Origin of the sequence: Novosphingobium sp. MMS21-SN21R, assembly GCF_031846015.1 — a bacterium.
In the GTDB taxonomy this organism is placed as follows: domain Bacteria; phylum Pseudomonadota; class Alphaproteobacteria; order Sphingomonadales; family Sphingomonadaceae; genus Novosphingobium.
Genome location: NZ_JAVRDU010000001.1, coordinates 792,305 through 815,709 on the forward strand (window position 1 = coordinate 792,305; position 23,405 = coordinate 815,709).

The window sequence follows — 23,405 nt, forward strand, 5'->3', positions numbered from 1 at the left end:
GCTGGGCGATGGCCGCGCTGGTTTCCATAGTGATGTGGGCTGCAGTCGTGGCCGCAATCCTGGTACTTTCGTAAGCCGGTTTTCTGGACGACAACGTCCAGCATGATTGCCCTGCAGCCATCCGAGGAAGAGCTGCAGGGACGTAAAAGCCCTCGGGTCGTGACTTGCCGGACCGCCCGTACGCCTCACGGGCGGTCCGGCATTTCAAAAGGGGATCGAAGCCCCGACCGGCGTTCGCACGCTCAGCTTGCGTCACTCCGCAAGCTTTCTGCATTAACACAATTGCACGTCACCGGATCATTGAATCCGTGGCCGAAGAACCGGCTCGAGCCAACACCATGCAGTCACCGCGCGTGCAATGCCCCGGTGCCCCGAAGGACCTGGCTTGCACTCGAATTCATGGCGGAAATGGCGGAGACGGAGGGATTCGAACCCTCGGTACCGGATTTACCAGTACGACGGTTTAGCAAACCGTTGGTTTCAGCCACTCACCCACGTCTCCGGATCGCAGCGGCGAGGGCGCGCTATAACGGGGGTTGTCTGAACGGGCAAGGCCTGTTCCGGGAAAAATGCCTGCGCGGTCGCAATCGTCTCTGAACCGGGTTCTTGCGGCGCTTGGGCGCGTTTCTGACTCGGCTCATCGCCGGTTCATTGTCGCGGCGCGAGGGTTGGATTCTGGTGCGATCGTGGGGTTTTGCGCGCTTTGGTTCGCGCAAGGGATGACGGGACGGGATTGACGGTAATGATGATCTTTCAGACCAAGGCTCGCGCGCTGGCTATCGGGTTAGCTGGCACAATCGCACTGTTTGCCGGGAGCGTCAGCGCCCAGGTGCAGACGATTGACCCCAATGCGGCGATTGATAGCGATCTCGTGCCGGTGGGCTCGGCCCCGGCGGCAACGCCAGTGGGACAGGAAGCCGGAACGACTCCGGCGCTTCCCGCAGGCGCACCGTCAGTGCCAGCTCCGGCTCCGGCTCCGGCCGAAACCCCGGCAGGTGCGCTGCCCGGTGGTCCCTCCGCCGAAATCGGGCCCAGGGCTACGCCCAAGGGCGCGGCCTATCATGAGGACGATCTGATCGGGGCTGCTGAAGGCGTGTTCGGCAAGGGTGCCTCGGGGCTTGCCGACATCATCAGGGATCTGCTCAAGAAGCAGGGTGAACCCAATGCCTATATCGTCGGCCGCGAAGGCGGCGGCGCGCTTGTCGTCGGCCTGCGTTATGGTTCAGGCACGCTGCACCACAAGGTCGAGGGCGAGCGCCCGGTCTACTGGACGGGGCCGTCCGTGGGCTTCGATGTGGGTGCCAATGCTGCAAGCACGTTCGTGCTGGTCTACAACCTTTACGACAGTGAGGAGCTCTACAAGCGTTTCCCCGCTGGCGAGGGTCAAGCCTATCTCATCGGCGGTTTCCATGTCAGCTATCTGCGCAAGGGCAATACCGTGCTGATTCCGGTGCGGTCAGGCGCGGGCCTGCGGCTGGGCGTCAATGGCGGCTACATGAAGTTCTCGCGCAAGCAGAACTGGTTTCCGTTCTGAAACCATTGGCCGCCGCCTGTGTGAATTTCGCCGCGCATAAGGCATTATTGCAATGGAGGGGTTGCCCGCGCGGCAATCCGGCTGCATGGAGCCGCCGCGTTTGAAGCCCGCCTGCGAAGGATAGCCGGACCATGCTCGAAAACCTTGCCCCACAGCCCGCCGATGCGCTGCTGGCGCTGATCAAGCTCCACAATGCCGACCCGCGCGCAGACAAGATCGACCTTGGCGTCGGTGTCTATCGCACGTCCGAAGGCGGCACCCCGGTGTTCAAGGCGATCAAGGCGGCCGAAGCGAAACTGGTCGAAACGCAGGATTCGAAGGCCTACCTCGGCCCCGAAGGCGACATGGGCTTCGTCCACGCGCTGATCCCCTATGTGTTCGGCACCGATTTCGACCGCGCGAAGGTCGAAGGCATGCAGACGCCCGGAGGAACCGGCGCGGTGCGTCTCGCCGTCGAAGTCGCCAAGCGCTCCGGCATCAAGCGCATCTGGATGGGCACGCCGTCGTGGCCCAACCACGCGCAGATCGTGTCGGCCTCGGGCGTCGAACTCAAGACGTTCGGGCACATGACTGCCGACGGTTTTGCCGATCTCGAATCGCTCAAGGCAGCGCTGGCGCAGGCAGAGCCGGGTGACGCGGTACTGCTGCACGGCTGCTGCCATAACCCTACCGGCGTCGATTATACTGAAGCGCAGTGGGACGAAATCGCGCCGCTGCTGGTGGAGCGCAATGTCCTGCCGATTCTCGACCTTGCCTATCAGGGTCTGGGTGCAGGCATGGAGGCCGATGCCTATGGCCTGCGCAAGGTGCTGTCGCAGGTGCCGGAAGCGCTCGTCGCCTATTCGTGCGACAAGAATTTCGGTCTCTACCGTGACCGTGTCGGCGCGTTCTATGCCGTGACGTCAGACGCCACGGCGCTGGCCAATGCCATGGCCAATGGCGCGACGATCGCGCGTGCTTCGTGGTCGATGCCGCCTGATCACGGTGCGGCTGCCGTTCGCGTCATCCTTGAGGATGCGGAACTGACCGCGATGTGGCTCGCCGAACTCGACGATATGCGCGACCGGATGCGCTGGGTGCGTGACCGCTTGGCGGCGGCGCAGCAGGTGGGCACGGTCAACATGGCACCGCTCGGCGTGCAGAACGGCTTGTTCTCGATGCTGCCCATCAATGGCGAACAGATCCTCGCGATCCGTGAGCGCCACGGCGTTTACATGGCGGGATCGGGCCGCATCAACATTGCGGGGCTGACCGATGGCAACATCGACAAGTTCATCGCTGCGCTTGGTGACGTTGCCGCCTGATTGGCACAGCGCCTGAGAAGTTGCCCACCCCGCTGCGACTAACGTCTTCTTCGAAGTCGTTAGTCTCAGCGGGGTGGGCCTTGCTTCTTCAGAACTTCGCTTCGCGCGATTGTCGCCGCGCTTCGGCAAACCCGTCGGCGCGGAACTTCTCGAAGGCCACGCGCTGGTCGAAGCCTGGGTCCTTGGGATAGTCCTGATATTCCGCGATGATCTCGTCGAAGAGGCCGCGCAGTTCTTCCTTGTGGTCGGGGTGCGAGAAGATGTGCAGGCGATTGGCTTTCATCGCCTCGATCACCCGCGCGCCAATCACGTCGGGCTCCATGCCGTATTCGTGGACGCCCGCAAGCCGCTCGACCGCAGCCGTGTCGACCGCCTTCATTGCGCCCTTGAGCGCGTCGGGGCGGATATCGTCGCTGGCGTAGATGTAGCTTTTCACCAGGCCAGGACACAGCACTGACACGCCGATCTCATACTTGAGCAGCGAGTAGTGCAGCGATTCCGAAAGCCCGCGCACGGCGAACTTGGTTGTGTTGTAGATGCCGGGGCTGCCTCCTGCGAGGAATGACGCCATCGACGCCGTGTTGACCACGTGGCCGCCCTTCTGGTCGCCAGATTTCACACGTTCGACCATGCGCGGGACAAACGTCATCACGCCGTTGATCACGCCGTGAAGATTGACCCCCATCAGCCAGTCCCAATCGTCGAACGAGCTTTCCTCGATCGGCTGGAACAGGTTGACGCCAGCATTGTTGCACAGGATCGAAACCGGGCCGAATTTTGCCTCGACCTCGTCAGCGGCAGCCATGAAGCCATCGCGGCTGGCCACGTCGAGCTGCACGCCCATCACCTCGCGGTTGTCGAGCGATGCCAGGGCCTTGTCGATAGAGTCCTGCCGGATATCGGCAATGGCGACCTTGCATCCCTCGTTCAGGAGCTGACGGACAATCCCGATGCCGACGCCATTGGCGCCGCCGGTGACGAAGGCGGTGCGACCTGCGAAGTTCTTCATGCCGTCCGCCCTTCCTTGAGCTTCTGCTGCCGCGCAAGTTCTTCGGTGATCGAAGGGTTGCGGAAGAGCCTGTCGAACGTGTTCTTGTATTCCGGATTCTCAGGCAGGTGGGTCTGTACCGCCGCGGTCATCGCCTCGCCTCGCTCTTGCACGCCGAGCAGGAATTCTGAGTGGGTGAGGATGTAGAGTTCGTCGTTGAGGATGCCTTCGAGCACGCGCTCGCCGACCTGTTCCTTGGTCTGGTAAAGGTGCATGAAGTTGCCGCCCGCAGCGCGGCGCTTGTCGGCCTCTGCATAGCCGGTGTCGGCAAGTTCTACCGGGCGCGTCTTGGCGGCGTCGGCGATGTTCGATTGCACCGCACCGGGGCAGAACGCGCTGCAAATCACGCCGCGCGGCTCGAGTTCGGGACGCATGCATTCCATCATCGCGGTGACGGCTGCCTTGCCCGAGGAATAGATCGTGGTTCCGCCGACCGGCACCAGCGCCGACATCGACGCGGTGCAGACGATATGCCCGCCTTCGCCATGCGCGAGAATGCGCGGCAGGATCGTGACGATACCGTTGACGGTGCCGCCCACGTTCACGCCCATGACCCAGTCCCAATCGGCGAACGTCGCCAGCTCGGTCGGGCCGACGACGGCGACGCCTGCGTTGTTGACGAGGATGTGGATCTTGCCGAACTTCGCCTCGACGGCGTCGGCAGCCTCGGCAAACTGCGTGCGGTTGGTCACGTCCAGCTGCACCGCCAGCACGCGGTCGCCGCCTGCCAGTTCGGCCACGGCAGAATCGAGGTGATCCTGGCGGATGTCTGCGATGGTCACGTTCATCCCCGCACCCAGCAGCGCCTTGGCGATGCCCAAGCCGATGCCGCTGGCACCGCCTGTCACGAATGCCGATTTCCCGGCCAGGTTCTGCATAGGTCCTCTCCTCTTGGGGTGTCCGGCAGGCCCACTTGGGGCTGCGGGAATCATTTTTCGCCTTTTCTATTCACCAGTCCGGAATTGTATGCAAGACTAACAATATCACCGCTTCGACAAGGCCTCTCGAAATGAGGCCGGCGCGGGACGAGAGGAGAGGTCATGGCAGGTGTCGTCGCGGCGGCGGGTTCCGGGAATGAAGAATCGCAATCTGCACAAGAGCGGGTCTGGCCGTCAACGGGGGCGGCCTATTGGGCGCTGTTCGTTATCATCCTCGCCACGTTTCTCAACTTCTTCGACCAGACCGTTTTCGGCATGCTGGCGCAGCGGGTGAAGGTCGATTTCGGGCTGACCGATGAACAGCTCGGCTTTCTGGGTGGTCCGGCAACGGTCATCTTCTTCGTGTTTGCCGGGATTCCGATGGCGCGCCTTGCCGACATCTATCCGCGCAAGTTCGTGCTCGCAGGCGGTATGGCGGCTACCGGTGTGGTCATGGCCCTTGGCGGAATGGCACAGGGTTTTGCGCAGTTCGTCGGCAGCCGGATGTTCCTTGGTGCAGGCGGATCGGCCCACGCGCCTGCGGCCTATTCGATGATCGCGGACTATTTTCCGCCCAAGAAAATCACCCGCGCGTTCTCGCTGCTCCAGCTCGGCTTTATCGGCGGGACGACTATCGGCGTGCTGGCAGGCGGCAAGTTGATCGTCGAACTCGCGACGTGGCCTGACCAGACCGTGCTGGGCCTCCATGTCCACAACTGGCAACTTATCCTGCTGGGGCAGGCGGTCCTTGGCCTGAGCGCTGCGGCGCTGCTGCTGACGGTCAAGGAGCCACCTCGCCTGATCGTGCTGCCCAAGGCGGAAGCCGAAGTGGCTCCGGCAGCAAACCTCGGACAGCGCATCATTGCCTTTACAGGACTGAATGCGGCTAGGGCTATCCATGCGCGGGGCAGGGTCTATTATCCGCTGTTCATCGGCCTTGCGCTGTCCGCCATCGAGACATTCGGCCTCGCCTTCTGGCGCGTGCCGTTCATGATCCGCACTTATGGCTGGGACGAGGCGCAGATCGGCATGGTCATGGCGCCGATGCTGCTGGTCTCGCAGCTTGCGGGCATCTTTTTCGGCGGCTTCTTCGTCGAATGGCTGGCCAAGCGCTATGCCGATGCCAATGTCCGCGCCGCCACGATCCTGTTCGGTCTGGTCACCATCTGCGCCATCGCGTCGCCGATGATGCCGACGGGTGAGGCCAGTCTTGCGGTGATGGCGCTGGGCGGCATGTTCGGGCTCGCAGGCGCGGTCCCGCAGAATGCCGCGATCCAGCGCATAGCACCCAACGAGATGCGCGGTCAGGTCACAGCCATCTATCTGTTCATGTTCACTTTCTTCGGCGCGATGGGCAGTTTCGTCGTCGGCACGGTGGCGCAGCGCGTGGTGGGGGTCGAAGCGGACTTGTGGAAAGCGCTGGTGATCACCGCCGGTGTTTTGCTGCCCATCGCCACCATCGCAATGTTCTTCGGCATCCGTCCTTACCGCGAGGAAGTGGCGCGTCTCGAGGCCGCGGGCCGATAAAATCGATTGGCGGGGCAAGGGGGGCGTTGACAGCGCCGCCGCCATCCCGCAATTTGTTAGTAACACAAACTAAATTCATGGGAGCTGGACATGTCCGAAACCAATCAGATTGCCGCGCTTGAAACCCGCCTTGCCGAACTCGAGCAGCGCCTGACCGTGCGCGAGGACGAACTCGACATCCGCAAGCTGCAACACCTCTATGGTTACCTGATCGACAAGTGCCTCTACAACGAGACGGTCGATCTGTTCACCGACGATGGCGAAGTGCGCTTCTTCGGCGGCGTGTGGAAGGGCAAGGAAGGCGTGCGCCGCCTTTATGTCGAACGTTTCCAGAAGCGCTTCACATATGGCAACAATGGTCCGATTGACGGCTTCCTGCTCGATCATCCGCAATTGCAGGACATCATCAACGTCCAGCCCGATGGTGTGACCGCTTATGGCCGCGCCCGCTCGATGATGCAGGCCGGTCGTCACAAGGATTATGAAGGTGATGCCCCGCATCTCAAGGCGCGCCAGTGGTGGGAAGGCGGGATCTACGAGAACACCTACAAGAAGGTGGACGGCATCTGGCGCATGCACAGCCTGAACTATATGCCGATCTGGCACGGCCACTATGAGTCCGGCTGGGCGAACACCGCGCCGGAATTCGTGCCGTTCCCGAAGGTCACTTATCCCGAAGACCCGACCGGCCCCGACGTGCTGATCGAAGGCAACTGGCTGTGGCCGACCCACAAGATCACCCCGTTCCACATGAAGCACCCGGTGACGGGCGAGGAGATCGTCGCGCAGCGCTGGCAGGGCGACATCGACCGCGAGAACGCAAACAAGTAGGGTATTGCGGGCGGGGGCGTGGATCGTTCCCGCTCTCGCCTGCAAAAGCATGGAATTCCAATGACCGATTATCCTTCGCTTCACATGGTTATCGACGGTGAGCGTATCGCTGGCGGTGGTCGCCGTACCCACGCGGTTGTCAATCCCGCCACGGGCGAAACCATCGGCGAATTGCCGCTGGCCGATGCAGCGGACCTTGACCGCGCATTGGAAACGGCGGCGAAAGGCTTTCGCATCTGGCGTGATTCGACCCCGCAACAGCGGGCCGCCGTGCTGCAAGGTGCGGCGCGCCTGATGGTCGAACGGCAGGAAGATCTCGCGCGCATCGCGACGATGGAGGAGGGCAAGACCCTTCCCGAAGCGCGCATCGAAGTGATGATGAACGTCGGGCTGTTCAATTTCTACGCCGGCGAAGTCTTTCGCATCTATGGTCGCACGCTGGTGCGCCCGGCGGGTATGCGCAGCACGGTCACGCATGAGCCGGTCGGCCCGGTCGCGGCGTTTGCGCCGTGGAACTTCCCGCTCGGCAATCCGGGGCGCAAATTGGGCGCGCCGATCGCGGCGGGCTGCTCGGTGATCCTCAAGGCTGCGGAAGAAACCCCGGCTTCGGCATTGGGCGTGCTGCAGTGCCTGCTCGACGCGGGCCTGCCCAAGGAAGTGGCGCAGGCCGTGTTCGGCGTGCCCGACGAGGTCAGCCGCCACCTGCTCGGCTCGCCGGTGATCCGCAAGCTGTCGTTCACCGGTTCTACCGTGATCGGCAAGCACCTGGCGCGGCTGGCCACCGACAACATGCTGCGCACCACGATGGAACTGGGCGGGCACGGCCCCGTGCTTGTCTTCGCCGACGCCGATATCGAACGCACGCTGGATACCGTGGTCCCGCACAAGTATCGCAACGCAGGGCAAGTTTGCGTCAGCCCCACCCGCTTCATCGTCGAGGAAAGCGTGTTCGAGCGCTTCCGTGACGGGTTTGTCGAGCGGGCCAAGGCGATCAAGGTCGGTAACGGCCTCGATGCAGGCTCGCAGATGGGACCGATGGCCAATGCGCGGCGCCCCGAAGCGATGGACCGCCTGATCGGCGATGCCACGACGCGCGGCGCGAAGCTGCATACGGGCGGACAGCGTGTTGGCAATGCTGGCTATTTCTACGCGCCTACAGTCCTGTCGGAAATCCCACTCGATGCGCTGATCATGAACGAGGAGCCGTTCGGTCCGGTCGCGCTGCTCAACCGGTTCAGCGGTGAAGAGGCGATGATCGCCGAGGCCAACCGCTTGCCTTATGGCCTTGCCGCTTATGCCTGGACCGAAAACGCCGCGCGCCAGAAGCGCCTCGCCCGCGAAATCGAGACGGGGATGCTCGGCCTCAACACCACGATGATCGGCGGATCGGATTCGCCGTTCGGCGGTGTAAAGTGGTCGGGGCACGGAGCCGAGGACGGTCCGGAAGGCCTGATGGCCTGCCTTGTGACCAAGGCCGTGCACGAGGGCTGATACGCAGAATTCCTGGAGAGGACGATAATGACCGACGAACTCAAGACCGGCGGGCCCCAAGGCTACCTGCGCATCGCCACCGAAGAAGCCTTCGCCACGCGCGAGCAGGTTGATGCCTTCCTGCGCATGATCAAGGATGGCACCGCCGACAAGGGCATGGTTTCGCTTTGGGGCTTTTACGGCACGTCGCCATCGGAACGCGCCACGCAGATCCTCGAACGCCTGCTCGATCTGGGTGAGCGCCGCATCGCCGATATGGACGCCACGGGCATCGACAAGGCGATTCTCGCGCTGACCTCGCCTGGCGTGCAGCCGATACTCGATGCCGAAGAGGCAAAGGGCATTGCCTCCCGCGCGAACGACCAGTTGGCAGACGCCTGCGAGAAGTATCCTGACCGCTTCATCGGCATGGGCGCCGTTGCGCCGCAGGATCCCGAATGGTCGGCGCAAGAGATCCGTCGCAGCGCGAACGAACTGGGTTTCAAGGGCATCCAGATCAACAGCCACACACAAGGGCGGTATCTGGACGAGGAGTTCTTCGACCCGATCTTCCGCGCGCTCGTCGACGTCGATCAGCCGCTCTACATCCATCCCGCCACCTCGCCCGATTCGATGATCGGGCCGATGCTCGACGCGGGCCTCGATGGTGCGGTGTTCGGGTTCGGCGTCGAGACCGGGATGCACCTGTTGCGCCTGATCACCATCGGCATCTTCGACAAGTATCCCACCCTGCAGATCATGGTTGGCCATATGGGTGAGGCGCTGCCGTACTGGCTCTACCGTCTTGATTACATGCATCAGGCAGGCGTGCGTTCGCAGCGGTACGAGCGGATGAAGCCGCTCAAGAAGACGATTGCCGAGTATCTCAAGTCCAACGTGCTGGTCACCAATTCGGGCGTAGCGTGGGAACCGGCGGTCAAGTTCTGCCAGCAGGTCATGGGCGAAGACCGCGTGATGTATGCGATGGACTATCCCTACCAGTACGTGGCCCAGGAAGTTCGTGACATGGACGCCATGGACATGAGCGCTGAAACCAAGAAGAAGTTCTTCCAGACAAACGCCGAGCGCTGGTTCAAACTTTGACGCCGGTCTTGAGAGGAACACGATGAGCGAGCAACCGCGCCGCACCCTCGCACCCGGCGCATGGTATGCGCTGGCGCTGGTCGCGCTGACCAATGCGATGAGCCTGCTCGATCGCCAGATTCTGGCGATCCTTGCTCCAGCGATCAAGGCCGATCTCAAGATCGGTGATGCCGAGATGGGGCTGCTTTACGGCACGGTTTTTGCCCTTTTCTACGCGCTGTTCTCGCTGCCGGTCGGACGTCTGGCTGATGGCTGGGTGCGCACGCGGCTGCTGGCATTCAGCCTGCTGTTCTGGTCGGCGGCGACCGGTCTGGCCGGACTCGCCAGCAGCTTTTCGATGCTGGCTTTGTCGCGTCTTGGCGTCGGCATCGGCGAAGCGGCAACGCAGCCTGCAGGTACTTCGCTGATCTACGATTTCTGGCCCAAGCACCGCCGCGGTTTCGTGATGTCGGTCATGGCCTCGGCAGTTGCGCTGGGACTCGGCGGGTCGCTGATCCTCGGCGGCGTTGCTGCGCACTGGTGGGACGCGACCTACACGGCGGCCACCGCACCACTGGGTCTCAGGGGCTGGCAGTTTGCATTTCTTGTCGCCGCCGCGCCGGGCTTCGTTCTGGCAGCGTTCCTGTGGAACTTGCGCGAGCCGGTGCGCGGCCAGATGGACGGTATCGCAACGCCTGCCGATCCCCACCCTTTCCGGGCCAGTTTCGCGCTGCTCGGGTCGGTCACGCCCGGCTTCCACTGGCTCGGCATGAAGGGCAGGGGCGCGAGCGCGGGCATGGTGCGCGGCAATTTCCTCGCGCTGGCCCTGATCGTCGCAACAGCGGCGGCGCTGACGACCTTGAGCAACGTGATCAGCCCCAAGCCAGCGATGCAGATTGGCGGCGTTTCCATCAATCCACACGCCTTGCAGTGGATGGTGATCGGGCTGGGCGTGTTCGTGATCGTCAACCTGATGCAGGGCATGAAGCTGGGAGATGCTCAGGCCTTCCGCGTGATCACCCGCTCGCCCACGCTGTTGATGTGCATCGCGGTCGGTACGCTGCAGTGCTCGCTCAATTACGGGATGATGGCGTTCAATCCCAGTTTCCTGATCCGCACCTATGGCCTGACGATGCAGCAGACTGCGCTTCAGTTCGGTCTGCTTTCGGCCGCCATGGGTATCCTTGGTCCGCTGCTCTGGGGGCCGCTGTCCGATTGGCTCAACCAGCGTTTCCCCGGTAGCGGTCGCGCATGGGTGGGGCTGTTTGCAATGGGCGTATCGCCGCTCTTGTCGTTCTGGGTCTACTTCGCTGCTGATCCCGGCAGCTTTTACTTGCGCTTCCTGCTTTACAGCTTCGTCCTGACCGGATGGATGCCGCCGCTCTATGCCATCCTCTACGATCAGGTCCTGCCGCGCATGCGCGGGCTGACCGCCAGCTTCTATCTGTTGGTCATGACCATCCTCGGCATGGGTATCGGACCTTACGTGGTAGGCCTCGTGTCCGATGCGACCGGCTCCTTGCGCACCGCAATGCTCTCGATCAACGCGGTGGCGATTCCGATTGTCGTGCTGATGGTCTTGATCGCGAAGCGTGCAGAGCGGGACGAGGCGGCGCTGCTGGAGCGGGCGGAAGGCTGAGGTCAACCGCCACCTCGCCGCCGCTTGCCGAACCGGATTTCTCCGGTCGGCAGCGGCGGCTCGGTATTATCAGGCAGCCAGTTCCGGCGCCAACAGACCGATCTGGTCAGCATCGGCCCAGTTGCCGTGGAGGCCGAAGCGCAGGCGGATCGGGATGTTAACCGTCGCCAACGGCCCCTTTTCGATGTCGAGCGCATCGAAGATCAGGAGGTCGCTGCGGTGATCGTCCAGCCTGTTGCACACCTGGACGATCCAACCATCGCCTTCGGGTGCATTCTTGGTGCGCGGCACGAAGCACGGTTCCTGCAAGCTCGACACCGGACCGCACCACCAGTGCTGTTCGCTGCCGCTTTGAAGATCCTTGAGGAACAGGCAATTCATCAGCAGTCCGCCTGCACTGCCGCCGCGCAGTTCCACCGGGCGCTTCATATCCATTTCAAGGAACCAGCCATAGCGCGACTTCTGCCCGGCAAAACGGTCATCGATGCGCGGGAATTCGGCGGCGGTGTCCGACAACTGGACGATCTCGGCAAAGTCCTCGCCGTTGCTGGCCATGTCGACCACCCAGTCGGTCAGGTGGCTCATCGCCTCCATTCCGTTGAATGGTGCGCCGTGCACATCGGGGAAGAACGGGAACATGTTGTTCTTCGCCTCGCAGGTCAGGAAGTGGACCTTGGTCCCTTCCTGCCATGCGTTCAGGACATGCGACGCAAAACAGTTGTCGCGCTTGAACCAGCGGATATCGGCATCGGTTACCCCATCACGGCGCGGGATGATGCCCAGATGAACCGGCATCGTCGTGTCAAAGCCGAAGTGAGGCTTGCCCTGCTCCAGTCGCTCCCAGCTGCCGATCGAGGGCACGATGTGCAGGACGAGGTAATCTTCGGTGATGCCGAAGTCGTGCATCATGCAGTAGTAGGGCACCTTGAACCAGATCTCGCGGATCAGCTCGCCTTCGGGGCTGATCTCCATGTAGGTCACGTCATCGGTGCACAGTCCGCTTGCGGCATAGCCGATTGCGACCATGTTGCCGGTCTTGGGATCGATCTTGGGGTGCGCGGTGAAGGTCTGGCCGGTCATCTTGCCGCCGAACTTCTCGAACCCGAACGTCTCCATCGTCGCCGGGTCCATCACCAGCGCGGGGCTGTCCTCCTTCATCGCCCAGAGCTTCCCGGCGAAGATGAAAGCGTTGGTGTTGGCGGTGGAGCGATACTCGCCCTTCACGGACTCGTCATCGGTCAGCGGGTTGCGATAGGCACCGAACAGGCCCTTGCCCGCAGCCTTTTCCAGCTTCCACTTGTCGGTCTTGGCCCAGCGCTGGCGGAAATCCACCTGTCCGTCGTGGATGTGGAAGCGGGTGATCATGCCATCGCCGTTGAAGGCGATGTCGTCACCCAACCGGGGAGGAAACTGCGCGTCGGGCTGGACGCGATAGAACGCGCCGTTTAACCCTTCGGGAATCGTGCCTTCGTGGGCTAGATCGGCGATATCCGCTTCGATCCGCGAGGGTGTGTTGAATCCGGTAAAGCTCGGGGTGTTCGGGAATTGAGACATGGCATCCTCCTGGCGATATTGTATGTAATGCTAACAATTAGACAAGCGCATTCGCCACAGCACTTGGGGGCAGGGCATTGATCAAGGACAAATTTGCCGATGCGATCGCGCCGGTCGGTCATACCGATGAGGCCGACATCGGGGCGATCAATGAAATCCTCGGATTTCACATCCGTCTGGCACATGGCGCGTGCCTGCGGCACTTCACTGAAACGTTCACCGATCTTGATCTGACACAGAAGCAGGTCTCCGTGCTGTGGCTGGTCGACGATCATCCCGGCATTGCGCAGACTGATCTGGCGCAACGCCTGCGCATGGACCGCGCGACAACGATGGCCATCATCAACCGGCTCCAGGCCAAGCATTTCCTCCGCCGGGACCGTTCGGACAAGGACGGTCGGAAGCAGGCACTGCACTTGCAGCCGGCTGGCATCGAGATGCTGGCCAAGGCCAAGCGGGCTATTGGCGAGCACGAGGCATGGGTAAAGAGCCGCTTCACCGACAAGGAAGTGAAGCAGCTGACCGAACTGCTTTCCAGAATCCACGAATAAGTTATAAGCGATAGCAATAAGCGTCTTGCCAATGAGCGCTGGGAGAGGAACGGGCTGCATGGAACAGACACCGCGTCAGGTGATCGAGCAGACGCCGATGGGCGTTCGCCAATGGATCGCAGTTGCCCTGATGATCGCGCTCAATGCGCTGGACGGTTTCGACGTGCTGTCGAGCGCCTTTGCTGCGCCCGGCATTGCCAAGGAATGGGGCATCCAGCGCGATGCGCTCGGCGTCGTGCTGTCGATGGAACTGATCGGCATGGGCTTCGGATCGATCCTGCTCGGCGGCGCGGCTGACCGTTTCGGGCGTCGTCCCACGATCCTTGGCTGCCTGATCGTCATGGCCACCGGCATGTGGCTCGCCACGACCTCGCAGAGCCCTAGCGGGCTGGCGCTTTGGCGCTTCGTCACCGGCCTCGGCATCGGCGGGATGCTGGCCGCAATCAATGCGGTGACGGCGGAGTTCTCCAGCCTCAAGGGCCGCTCGCTGGCCATGGCCCTGATGGTCATCGGCTATCCCATCGGCGCGACTGTCGGCGGCATCATCGCGGGCAATCTGCTCAAGGGCGGCGACTGGCGGCTGGTGTTCGAATTCGGCGCGATTGCCACCGCAGTGTTCCTCCCGCTGGTGTACCTGTTCGTGCCTGAAACGCCCGACTATTACGTCACCCGCCGCGATCCCGATGCGCTGGCGAACGTCAATGTTTCTTTGCGCAAGCTCGCGCTGCCGCTTGCCACGATCTTGCCGGAGGCACCAGCAAACGCCGATAAGCCGAGCGTGTTTGACATTTTCAAACCCGGCCTGATCCGTACAACGCTGCTGTTCACGCTGGGCTATTCGTTCCACGCGATCACGTTCTACTACATTCTCAAATGGTCGCCAAAGATCGTTGCGGACTTCGGCTACAGCCAACCCGAAGCCGCGAGCGTGCTGGTATGGGCGAACATCGGCGGGGCAACCGGCGGCGCGCTGTTCGGTTTTGCCATGCATCGCTTCGGGCTCAAGTGGCCGACCATCGCAATGCTGTTCACCGGCGCGCTTGCGGTCGTCGCCTTCGGGTTAGGGCGCGAGACGCTCGACGGTTGGAAGATTGCGGTGTTCTGCACCGGCTTTGCCACCAATTCGGCCATCGTCGGGTTCTATTCGCTCTTCGCGGTTGGCTTCCCGACCCACGTCCGGGCGACGGGAACGGGCTTTGCCATTGGCGCGGGCCGCATCGGCGCGGCCGGATCCCCGATCCTGGCGGGCGTGCTGTTCACTCAAGCCGGTGTCGGCCTGCTTGGTGTGTCGATCATCATGGCGATGGGCTCGGTGATTGCGGCGCTGCTTTTGCTCATGTTGCGCAAGGACGTGTGATCGCGCAGCGTCGGGCGTGGTGACCCCGCGCCCGACCTTGCTGTCAGGCCGCAGCGGAAAATTTCGTGGCCGAACGGCCGGTCCCAGCGTTGCCCTCGCGTGGGTTCGACGTCTTGAACCGCTCCACCAGCTGCTTCATTGCGTCGGCCTGCCGTTGCAAGCCATGGGCAGCAGCTGTGCTTTCCTCCACCATGGCCGCGTTCTGCTGGGTGACATTGTCGATCTGTGCGAAAGTCTGGCTGACTGTGTGAAGTTCTGTCGCCTGCGAGGCGGATTCGCTCGCTATGGTGCGAATCGCTTGTCCGACGCTGCGAACGTGCTCAACTATCGTGCCCAGCACTTCGCCGGTCTTGCGCACAAGGTCGACGCCCTGGCCCACTTGCGCAGAAGATGTGTTGATCAGCGTCTTGATGTCGTGCGCGGCATCGGCGGAACGCTGAGCCAGAGCGCGTACTTCGTTGGCAACAACCGCAAATCCGCGTCCCGCATCGCCGGCGCGCGCCGCTTCCACGCCCGCGTTGAGCGCCAGCAGATTGGTCTGGAATGCAATGCCATCGATGATCGTGATGATCTGCGCAATTTCGTTGGACGAGCGCTCGATTGCCGTCATGGCCGTCACGGCGTCTTCCACTACTTCGCCGCCCGTCTGGGCATCGTGCTGCGCAGTCTTCACCGAAGTGCTGACATCGCCCGCCGATTTCGCGGTTGCCTCGATCTGACGGGTCAGGTTGTGCGTGCTTGCGCTGTTGCGTTCCAGAGCGCTGGCCTGTTCCTCGGTGCGGCGGGCAAGATCATCGGCCGCTGTGCGGATTTCATTCGAGCCGGTGTTGATCTGCGCGACAGAAGCAAGGATTTGCGAAACGATCGCGTCAAGATCTTCCACAGCGGCATTGAAGCTGGTGCGCAGGGGTTCGTACGCGGGTGGGAAGGGTGCATGGATGCGGGCGGTCAGATTGCCACGAGCCAGCGCGTCGAGTTCGATCCCGATAGAGTCGATGACCTGCTTCTGCTCTGCCGCCACAACGGCCCGTTCTTCGGCAGCAGTTCGTTCAAGCGATGCCTGGACCTCGCGTGCTTCGGCCTGGCGGACGATCAACAGTTCCAGTTGATGACAAAGCGCGACAAGCGCTCCGGCCTCAGCGATCAGGACGACGGCGTGCAGCACGACCCGCATCACGTCGGGTCCGTCGGGATAGACGAGCCACGGGGCGAGGAAGTTAGTCGACAGATGATGGACAGCCACCGCCGCCGCGCCTGCAATGATCGGCCGCCAATCTGCGAGAACGGCAAGGATCGCCAGCGCGGCAAAGAATACCATGTGCAGATCGATCATCATTTCGCTGCCCGACCACTGATAGAGCCAGATCATGGGAAAGGCGGTGATCGAAAGTGCCATGGCCGTTCTTGCGCTGGCGTCGATGTTGCCGCGCATCGCAAGTGTTGCGGGGCCCGCCGAGGTGATCAGGGCGAGGATGACCGGGGTCACGCCGGAATCCGCCCGGAACGCTCCGATGGCGGTCACCGCGAGAAGGGCCGCAACGATCCATGCCAGCAGGAGCATGCCTTTTTGCCGGAGTTCAGCGAGGTCATCCATTGGTAATGCTCTTTCCGCTACAGATTTCTTTGGGAAAATTGAGCGCCAGCACGCCGCCTTGCAGAGCTCTCAGAGTTACCCCCTCGGCAGCGTTGACCAGCACCACACTTCCGCCGGGGCCAATCCCGGCGATGTTTGCGCCACGCGCGATCTCGGCACCGATGCGCGATGTGACCGGGTCGCGGGAAAGCGGAATCAGAACGGTTGCCGAACCGTCGCGCGGCACCAACATGGTAAAGCCGATGAGCGCGGCGAAAGCCCCCGCTTGCCAGCGGAGTACCCGCCTGCCCGGAGTTCTGTCGGTCGCACGGTTCAAGTCCATGGTCCCTGCTAATGCGAGTGCCCTTATAACAGGGGCACAACACGCTACGTTTCAATACTTAAATTGCGCAACCACCCGGCTCTTGAGCCCGGTGCGGAATAGGCCAATGGTGCGCAGACCACGCTACGGGAGCCCTCGATGATCAAGCCTGTTGCCTTGCTTGCCTGCGCCGCCCTGCTTGTCGGCGCAACGGCTGCAAAGACCCCCGACGAGATCGCGAACGCCGCCCTGCGTGTCGCACCTGTTTTTGATGGCCACAACGACGTGCCTGAGCAATTGCGTGAGCGGCGCAAGAATATCCTCGACGGTTTTGATTTCACAAACACCCAAAGTACCGCCGATGCCGCCAGCGACCGCGCCGCGATGATGACGGACCTTTCCCGGTTGAAGGTTGGCAAGGTTGGAGCGCAGTTCTGGTCCGTATACGTTTCGGCCGACCTGCCCGAACCGCAGGCGGTGCAGGCTACACTCGAACAGATCGACGTGACCCGGCGGCTCATCGCGCGTTATCCTGACCGGATGCAACTGTGCCTCGACAGCACCTGCGTCGTTGCCGCCCGGAAGGCGGGACGCATCGCCTCGCTGATCGGGATGGAAGGCGGGCATTCCATTGGTGGTTCGCTGGCTGTGCTGCGCCAGATGCACGCGCTAGGCGCGCGCTACATGACGCTGACGCACTTCAAGAATACCGCTTGGGCCGATAGCGGCACCGACGCGCCTGCGCACGATGGCCTGACCCCGTTCGGCGTCAAGGTCGTGCGCGAAATGCAGCGGCTCGGCATGCTGGTCGATCTCGCCCATGTCAGCGAGGCGACCATGGCCGACGCGCTGGCGACAGGCGGCCCGCCGGTGATCGTCAGCCATTCCAATGCCCGCGCGATCAACCATCATGCCCGCAACATCTCTGACGCCACGCTGCGGTTGATCGGGGCGAACGGCGGGATCGTCATGGTCAACTTCTACCCGCCTTATGTGGTCGAGGCGGCCCGCCAGTGGAGCGCTGCCCGCGACGCCGAACAGGCACGCGCCAAGGCGCTTTACCGGGGCGATCCGGTGGCAGCTGCGCAAGTGCTCACCGATTGGGACAAGGCCAATCCGATGCCGCGCGGCAGTGTGGCTGACGTTGCAGACCACCTTGACCACATCTCCAGGCTGATCGGTGCGGACCACGTCGGTCTTGGCGGCGATCTCGACGGTGTAGACACAACCGTCACCGGTCTCGAAGACGTTGCGGCCTATCCTGCGCTATTCACCGAGCTGGCGCGTCGCGGCTGGAGCCAGGCGGATCTTGAAAAGCTCTCCAGCCGCAACATGCTGCGCGTGATGAAAGCGGCGGAAACCTATGCAACAGCACACCGCAATGACGTTCCGCTCGAGAACGAAACCAGCTTCTGACCTTATCAGATGTTATCCAGTTCCATCTGGCGTCATCGCCCGTGCAGGGGCTTGAGCGCGAGCACCGCCTCGTGCATCAAGCGCCAGCTGGCCGCAGCGGCCTTGTAGGAGAGACCTGATGTTCACCCATACGTTCCTTGGCACCAACGACATCGAAAAGTCGCGCAAGTTCTATACGGCAGTTATGCAAACCCTCGGCCACACCACGGCTGTGCCGCTTCCGCATGGCACCGCATTCCCCTCGGAAGCAGGCTCGCTTATCGTCGCCAAGCCCGGCAACGGCGAGCCGCATACCGTGTCGAACGGCTACACGCTGGGCTTCAAGGCAGCGAATTCGTCGGCGGTTGACGCATGGCACGCAGCCGGCCTCGCAAATGGTGGCACCTGCGAAGGTGAACCGGGCGTGCGCGTCAACGCGCCGGGCCAGCAGTACGGCGCCTATCTGCGCGATCCCGATGGCAACAAGATCTGCACCTTCGCGCCAAACCCTAACGCCTGATAAGCGCTTGAGCGGGCGGGGTGATCCCCGTCCGCTCACATGTCGGTGATCCCGTAGGGCACCAGATCCCGCGTGTGTGGATCGACAAGGATCGCGCGGTCGCTCGGCGGAAACGCGCGCTGGTCACAGTTGTCGCGCGGACAGATGCGGCACGAAATGCCGATACGAGTGACCGTCTCAGGGCGTTCGAGATTCAGCCCGTCGGCATAGATGAACTCGTCGGCAAGCGCAGCCTCGCAACCCAGTGCCACCGCATATCGGCGCGGCGGGCGGTAATAGCTGCCGGTCGGCTTCACCAGGCCCTTGGCGATAGAGACGTAACGCACGCCATCGGGCATTTCAGCGGCCTGGACGTGGATGCGGTCGGGGATCGCCACGGCTTCGTGCACCACCCATAGCGGGCAGGCGCCGCCGAAACGCGCGAACTGCAGCCGCGTGGCCGAGTGGCGCTTGGTGATATTGCCGGCCATGTCCACCTTGCAGAAGAACATCGGAATGCCACGCGCCTGCGGCCGCTGGAGCGTGGATATGCGGTGGCAGGCCTGTTCGAAGCTGGTGCCGAAGGTCTGGCGCAACTGGTCGATATCGTGACGCAATTCCCGCGCGCGCGCCCGGAACCATTCGTAAGGCATGAGCAGCGCCCCTGCGGCATAATTCCCGAGGCCTACAGTCAGCAATTGCCGCGCGGCAACCGACTGCAGCGTGGCGTCCTGCACGATCGCGGCGATTTCCTCGCGCAGAGCCAGGGCGGCGAGTTGGTAGGCCATCTGGAAGCGCCCGCTCTCGATCGGCTGGTTGGGGTCGAGCGTCAGCCGCTGGGCAACCGGATCGAACAGCCGCATGGCCCCGCCAACAGCATACTCCACAGTCACGCCATTTGCTTCAAGCCACCCTGCCATCTGGGCTAGCGAGGGCGAGACGCCCGTGCCTGAGAGTCGCAGGGCCAGGCGTTCGGCGGCACGGTCAATGGCGTCGACATAGTTGTTGGCGTGATGGAACCAGTCGCGCACTTCCTCCCACGGAAGGCGCCCGCCCGAAATGTTGTCGGCCCCCAGCGCCTCGTCAATGATTTCCAGCCGCTGGGTCGAACGGCGGCTCTGATCGTGCAGCCGGACGAACGCCTCGGCGAAGGCAGGGTATTGCTCGGCTACACGCTCGATCTGTTCGCTCGACGCGCTACCCGCCAACATCAGGTCGGACGCTGCCTCACGCAGCGCCGACAGCACCGGCTCGACCCGGTCCGAGGCGAAATCCTCCCAGTCCACGGGGAATGCGGAGCGCAGCCGGTCGGTCAGCGCCGGAGTCAGCGGGCGTTCGTCATTTTCGAGCTGCGAGAGATAGGATGCGCTGATCCCCATCAGCGATGCCATCTCGCCCTGCCGAAGTTTGCGCGTGGTGCGCAAGGTGCGCAACTGCTGTCCTGCAAAGAGCCTGCGTCTGACCATTCCGGGGGTCCAATTTGCAAAGTTCGTGTTCGCAAGTTTGCAGAATAACATTGGACTTGGCAAGCCGCGTGGCGCATCGGCAATCTTGCAAATGCCGGTCACGCGAGGGTTTGAAGTATGTCTGCCAATATTGCCGAGATGGAAAAGCGCCGTCAGGCGGCACGCATGGGTGGCGGGCAGAAGCGCATCGATGCACAGCACGCCAAGGGCAAGCTGACCGCGCGCGAACGCCTCAAGGTGCTGCTCGACGAAGGCAGCTTCGAAGAAGTCGACATGTATGTCGAACACAACTGCACCGATTTCGGCATGCCCGACACGGTCATTCCGGGCGACGGCGTGGTCACCGGATCAGGCACGATCAACGGCCGTCTCGTCTATGTATTCAGTCAGGACTTCACCGTGTTCGGCGGCTCGCTGTCCGAACGCCACGCGCAGAAGATCTGCAAGGTCATGGACATGGCGCTTAAAGTCGGCGCGCCGGTGATCGGCCTGAATGATTCGGGCGGTGCACGCATTCAGGAGGGTGTCGCCTCACTTGGAGGCTATGCCGAAGTGTTCCAGCGCAATGTGCTGGCCTCGGGTGTGGTGCCGCAGCTTTCGCTGATTATGGGGCCTTGCGCGGGCGGCGCTGTCTACAGCCCGGCAATGACCGACTTCATCTTCATGGTGAAGGACAGCTCGTACATGTTCGTCACCGGACCGGACGTGGTCAAGACGGTCACCAACGAGATTGTTACGCAGGAAGAGCTGGGCGGCGCAGTCACCCACACCACCAAAACCTCGGTCGCCGACCTTGCGCTGGAGAATGACATCGAGGCGCTGCTCGCGGCGCGCGATTTCTTCGATTTCCTGCCGCTCTCGAACCGCCACGAGGTGCCCGAGCGCCCCACGTCGGACCCCTATGACCGGCTTGAGCACAGCCTCGACAGTATCGTGCCTGCCTCGGCGGCGCAGCCCTACGACATGCACGAAGTCATCGCCAAGACGGTGGACGAGGGCGAGTTTTTCGAGATCCAGCCCAAGCATGCGGGCAACATCATCACCGGGTTTGGCCGTATCGAGGGTCGCACTGTCGGCATAGTCGCCAACCAGCCGATGGTTCTGGCGGGCGTCCTCGACATCAACTCATCGAAGAAGGCGGCACGGTTCGTGCGGTTCTGCGATGCGTTCAGCATCCCGATCCTGACCTTCGTCGACGTTCCGGGCTTCCTTCCGGGCACGGCGCAGGAACACAACGGTATCATCAAGCACGGCGCCAAGCTGCTGTTCGCCTATGCCGAGGCGACCGTGCCCAAGATCACCGTGATCACCCGCAAGGCCTATGGCGGCGCTTACGACGTGATGGCCTCCAAGCACCTGCGCGGCGATCTCAACTACGCCTGGCCCACCGCCGAAATCGCGGTGATGGGTGCCAAGGGTGCGGTCGAGATCATCTTCCGCGGCCTCGGCCCCGAAGGCATCGCCGAGAAGACCAAGGAATACGAAGACCGCTTTGCCAACCCGTTCGTGGCGGCAAGCAAGGGCTTCGTCGATGAAGTGATCCACCCGCATTCGACCCGCCGCCGCGTCGCTCTGGGCCTCCGCAAGCTCAAGACCAAGAGCCTCGAGAACCCGTGGAAGAAGCACGACAACATTCCGCTGTGACGCCGGGCAATCCGGGCCGAAATTTTTGGGAAAGACTGACATGAACGACATCTACATCGTATCGGGTGCCCGCACGGCCATCGGTTCATTCGGTGGCAGTCTCGCCTCGCTCCGTCCCGCTGAACTCGGCACCATCGTGATGAAGGCCGCGATCGAGCGCGCCGGAATTTCGGCGGACAAGGTCCAGAACGTCGTCGTCGGCACGGTCGTAGCGACCCAGCCCAAGGACGCCTACGTAAGCCGCGTCGCTGCCGTAAACGCAGGCGTTCCGATCAGCGCGCCTGCCATGAACGTCAACCGTCTGTGCGGCTCGGGCCTGCAGGCCATCGTCTCGGCCGCGCAAGGGATTGCGCTGGGCGAATACAACGTTGCCATCGGCGCCGGAGCGGAATCGATGTCGAACGCGCCGCACATGACCGGCGCGGGCCGCAACGGCGTCAAAATGGGCAACCTGGTGTTCGAAGACGCGATGCTCGGTGCATTGCACGATCCGTTCGAAGGTTTCCACATGGGCATAACGGCCGAGAACGTAGCCGAACGCTGCTCGATCTCGCGCGAAGAGCAGGATGCGCTGGCAGTGCTCAGCCAGACCCGCGCCGCTGCTGCCATCGCTAACGGCTATTTCAAGGACCAGATCGTCCCGGTCGAGATCAAGACCCGCAAGGGCACGACCGTTTTCGATACCGATGAGCATGTGCGCGGCAATACCACGCTTGAGGCCCTTGCCGGCCTGAAGCCAGTGTTCAAGAAGGACGGTTCGGTTACCGCAGGCAATGCCTCGGGCCTCAACGATGGCGCAGGCGCCGTCGTTCTGGCGAGCGGCGAAGCGGTTGCTGAATTGGGCCTGAAGCCGATGGCGAAGATCCTCGGTTGGGGTCACGCCGGGCTTGAACCGGAGCTGATGGGTCTTGGCCCGGTCAACGCCGTGCCAATCGCGCTCAAGCGCGCAGGCCTGACGCTCGACCAGATGGATGTGATCGAAGCGAACGAGGCCTTCGCCGCGCAGGCTTGCGGTGTGGCCAAGGAACTGGGATTCGATCCGGTCAAGACCAACCCCAACGGCTCGGGCATTTCGCTCGGCCATCCTATCGGCGGCACCGGGGCGATCCTGACGGTCAAGACGATCTACGAACTGCAGCGCACCGGCGGCAAGTATGGCCTGATCACGATGTGCATCGGCGGCGGTCAGGGCATCGCCATGGTCGTCGAAAGGGTCTGATGTGAAGCTGGGCCGCCTCAACCACATCGGCGTCGCCACGCCCGATATCGACGCTTCCATCGCATTCTACCGGGATGTGATGGGGGCGGCCGACATCACCGAACCGTTCGTGCTGGAAAGCCAGCAGGTCCGGGTCTGTTTCGTGAACACGCCGGGCGAGAACGGAACTGCGGGCACGCAGATCGAGCTGATCCAGCCGACCAGTCCGGACAGCGCGGTGGGCAAGTGGCTCGCGGCCAACCCATTGGGCGGCCAGCACCACCTTTGTTACGAGGTTCCCGACATTCACGCCGCCAAGGCGTGGTTTGAAGCTCAGGGCAAGCGCGTGCTGGGCGAACCCCGCATCGGCGCGCATGGTACGCTGATCTTTTTCGTGCACCCCAAGGACATGGGCGGGCAACTGACCGAGATCATGGAAGTGCCGGGGGCCGGACATTGAGGTTAAGTCCTTCCCCCTTGATGGGGAAGGATA

At 62.7% G+C, this 23,405-nt stretch carries 20 protein-coding genes and 1 tRNA gene; 14 read left to right on the plus strand and 7 right to left on the minus strand.

Going from position 1 to position 23,405, the window contains the following annotated elements:
* Nucleotides 1-409: 409 nt before the first annotated feature.
* A tRNA-Ser gene (locus tag RM192_RS03730) sits at nt 410-502 on the minus strand.
* A gap of 240 nt (nt 503-742) precedes the next feature.
* Here RM192_RS03730 and RM192_RS03735 point away from each other — a divergent pair.
* Both RM192_RS03735 and RM192_RS03740 read left to right on the plus strand, forming a co-directional pair.
* The gene (locus RM192_RS03735; RefSeq protein ID WP_311506235.1) at nt 743-1,534 is read left to right on the plus strand and encodes a DUF1134 domain-containing protein; all 792 of its coding nucleotides are present in this window, start codon (nt 743-745) and stop codon (nt 1,532-1,534) included.
* Nucleotides 1,535-1,665: 131 nt separating this feature from the next.
* Complete coding sequence (locus RM192_RS03740; protein ID WP_311506236.1) at nt 1,666-2,838, plus strand: amino acid aminotransferase; 1,173 nt, start codon at nt 1,666-1,668, stop codon at nt 2,836-2,838.
* Between the two features lie 88 nt (nt 2,839-2,926).
* On the opposite strand, the gene RM192_RS03745 is transcribed toward RM192_RS03740, so the two are convergent.
* Nucleotides 2,927-3,847, minus strand: a complete 921-nt coding sequence (locus RM192_RS03745) for an SDR family NAD(P)-dependent oxidoreductase (RefSeq protein ID WP_311506237.1) — start codon at nt 3,845-3,847, stop codon at nt 2,927-2,929.
* A complete protein-coding gene (locus tag RM192_RS03750) occupies nt 3,844-4,764 on the minus strand; it encodes an SDR family NAD(P)-dependent oxidoreductase (protein ID WP_311506238.1) in 921 nt (306 codons plus the stop codon). Before RM192_RS03750 ends, RM192_RS03745 begins: the two co-directional genes overlap by 4 nt.
* Nucleotides 4,765-4,926: 162 nt before the next feature.
* Here RM192_RS03750 and RM192_RS03755 point away from each other — a divergent pair, with 162 nt between their 5' ends.
* The 5 genes from RM192_RS03755 to RM192_RS03775 all read left to right on the plus strand — a co-directional run bounded on the left by RM192_RS03755 (nt 4,927) and on the right by RM192_RS03775 (nt 11,353).
* Entirely contained in the window at nt 4,927-6,330 is a 1,404-nt protein-coding gene (locus RM192_RS03755) for an MFS transporter (protein WP_311506239.1), read from the plus strand.
* A 90-nt stretch (nt 6,331-6,420) separates the two neighbouring features.
* Nucleotides 6,421-7,161, plus strand: coding sequence for a nuclear transport factor 2 family protein (locus RM192_RS03760; protein WP_311506240.1), 741 nt, complete (start codon nt 6,421-6,423; stop codon nt 7,159-7,161).
* Nucleotides 7,162-7,221: 60 nt separating this feature from the next.
* Complete coding sequence (locus RM192_RS03765; protein ID WP_311506241.1) at nt 7,222-8,652, plus strand: NAD-dependent succinate-semialdehyde dehydrogenase; 1,431 nt, start codon at nt 7,222-7,224, stop codon at nt 8,650-8,652.
* Nucleotides 8,653-8,679: 27 nt separating this feature from the next.
* Nucleotides 8,680-9,735, plus strand: coding sequence for an amidohydrolase family protein (locus RM192_RS03770; protein WP_311506242.1), 1,056 nt, complete (start codon nt 8,680-8,682; stop codon nt 9,733-9,735).
* 22 nt (nt 9,736-9,757) lie between these two features.
* The gene (locus tag RM192_RS03775) at nt 9,758-11,353 is read left to right on the plus strand and encodes an MFS transporter (protein ID WP_311506243.1); all 1,596 of its coding nucleotides are present in this window, start codon (nt 9,758-9,760) and stop codon (nt 11,351-11,353) included.
* 69 nt (nt 11,354-11,422) lie between these two features.
* On the opposite strand, the gene RM192_RS03780 is transcribed toward RM192_RS03775, so the two are convergent.
* Nucleotides 11,423-12,907, minus strand: a complete 1,485-nt coding sequence (locus RM192_RS03780; protein WP_311506244.1) for a carotenoid oxygenase family protein — start codon at nt 12,905-12,907, stop codon at nt 11,423-11,425.
* Between the two features lie 77 nt (nt 12,908-12,984).
* On the opposite strand from RM192_RS03780, the gene RM192_RS03785 reads away from it, so the two are divergent.
* Together RM192_RS03785 and RM192_RS03790 are read left to right on the plus strand one after the other, a co-directional pair.
* Nucleotides 12,985-13,458, plus strand: coding sequence for a MarR family transcriptional regulator (locus RM192_RS03785; protein ID WP_311506245.1), 474 nt, complete (start codon nt 12,985-12,987; stop codon nt 13,456-13,458).
* A gap of 58 nt (nt 13,459-13,516) precedes the next feature.
* Nucleotides 13,517-14,815: an MFS transporter gene (locus RM192_RS03790; RefSeq protein WP_311506246.1), complete on the plus strand. Its 1,299-nt coding sequence runs from the start codon at nt 13,517-13,519 to the stop codon at nt 14,813-14,815.
* A 43-nt stretch (nt 14,816-14,858) separates the two neighbouring features.
* Here RM192_RS03790 and RM192_RS03795 read toward each other — a convergent pair whose 3' ends face one another.
* Nucleotides 14,859-16,409: a methyl-accepting chemotaxis protein gene (locus RM192_RS03795; RefSeq protein ID WP_311506247.1), complete on the minus strand. Its 1,551-nt coding sequence runs from the start codon at nt 16,407-16,409 to the stop codon at nt 14,859-14,861.
* Entirely contained in the window at nt 16,402-16,725 is a 324-nt protein-coding gene (locus RM192_RS03800; protein ID WP_311506248.1) for a hypothetical protein, read from the minus strand. Before RM192_RS03800 ends, RM192_RS03795 begins: the two co-directional genes overlap by 8 nt.
* A gap of 144 nt (nt 16,726-16,869) precedes the next feature.
* Between RM192_RS03800 and RM192_RS03805 the strand changes: the two genes are divergently transcribed.
* Together RM192_RS03805 and RM192_RS03810 are read left to right on the plus strand one after the other, a co-directional pair.
* Nucleotides 16,870-18,126, plus strand: a complete 1,257-nt coding sequence (locus tag RM192_RS03805; protein ID WP_311506249.1) for a dipeptidase — start codon at nt 16,870-16,872, stop codon at nt 18,124-18,126.
* A gap of 118 nt (nt 18,127-18,244) precedes the next feature.
* Entirely contained in the window at nt 18,245-18,625 is a 381-nt protein-coding gene (locus RM192_RS03810; protein ID WP_311506250.1) for a VOC family protein, read from the plus strand.
* Between the two features lie 35 nt (nt 18,626-18,660).
* On the opposite strand, the gene RM192_RS03815 is transcribed toward RM192_RS03810, so the two are convergent.
* A complete protein-coding gene (locus RM192_RS03815) occupies nt 18,661-20,070 on the minus strand; it encodes a short-chain fatty acyl-CoA regulator family protein (RefSeq protein WP_311506251.1) in 1,410 nt (469 codons plus the stop codon).
* Nucleotides 20,071-20,187: 117 nt separating this feature from the next.
* On the opposite strand from RM192_RS03815, the gene RM192_RS03820 reads away from it, so the two are divergent.
* Genes RM192_RS03820 through mce form a run of 3 tightly spaced genes read left to right on the plus strand, consistent with a single transcriptional unit; the run spans nt 20,188 to nt 23,372 of the window.
* Entirely contained in the window at nt 20,188-21,714 is a 1,527-nt protein-coding gene (locus RM192_RS03820; RefSeq protein ID WP_311506252.1) for an acyl-CoA carboxylase subunit beta, read from the plus strand.
* A gap of 40 nt (nt 21,715-21,754) precedes the next feature.
* Nucleotides 21,755-22,933, plus strand: coding sequence for an acetyl-CoA C-acyltransferase family protein (locus tag RM192_RS03825; protein ID WP_311506253.1), 1,179 nt, complete (start codon nt 21,755-21,757; stop codon nt 22,931-22,933).
* Nucleotide 22,934: 1 nt separating this feature from the next.
* Entirely contained in the window at nt 22,935-23,372 is a 438-nt protein-coding gene (gene mce, locus RM192_RS03830) for a methylmalonyl-CoA epimerase (RefSeq protein WP_311506254.1), read from the plus strand.
* Nucleotides 23,373-23,405: the final 33 nt, after the last annotated feature.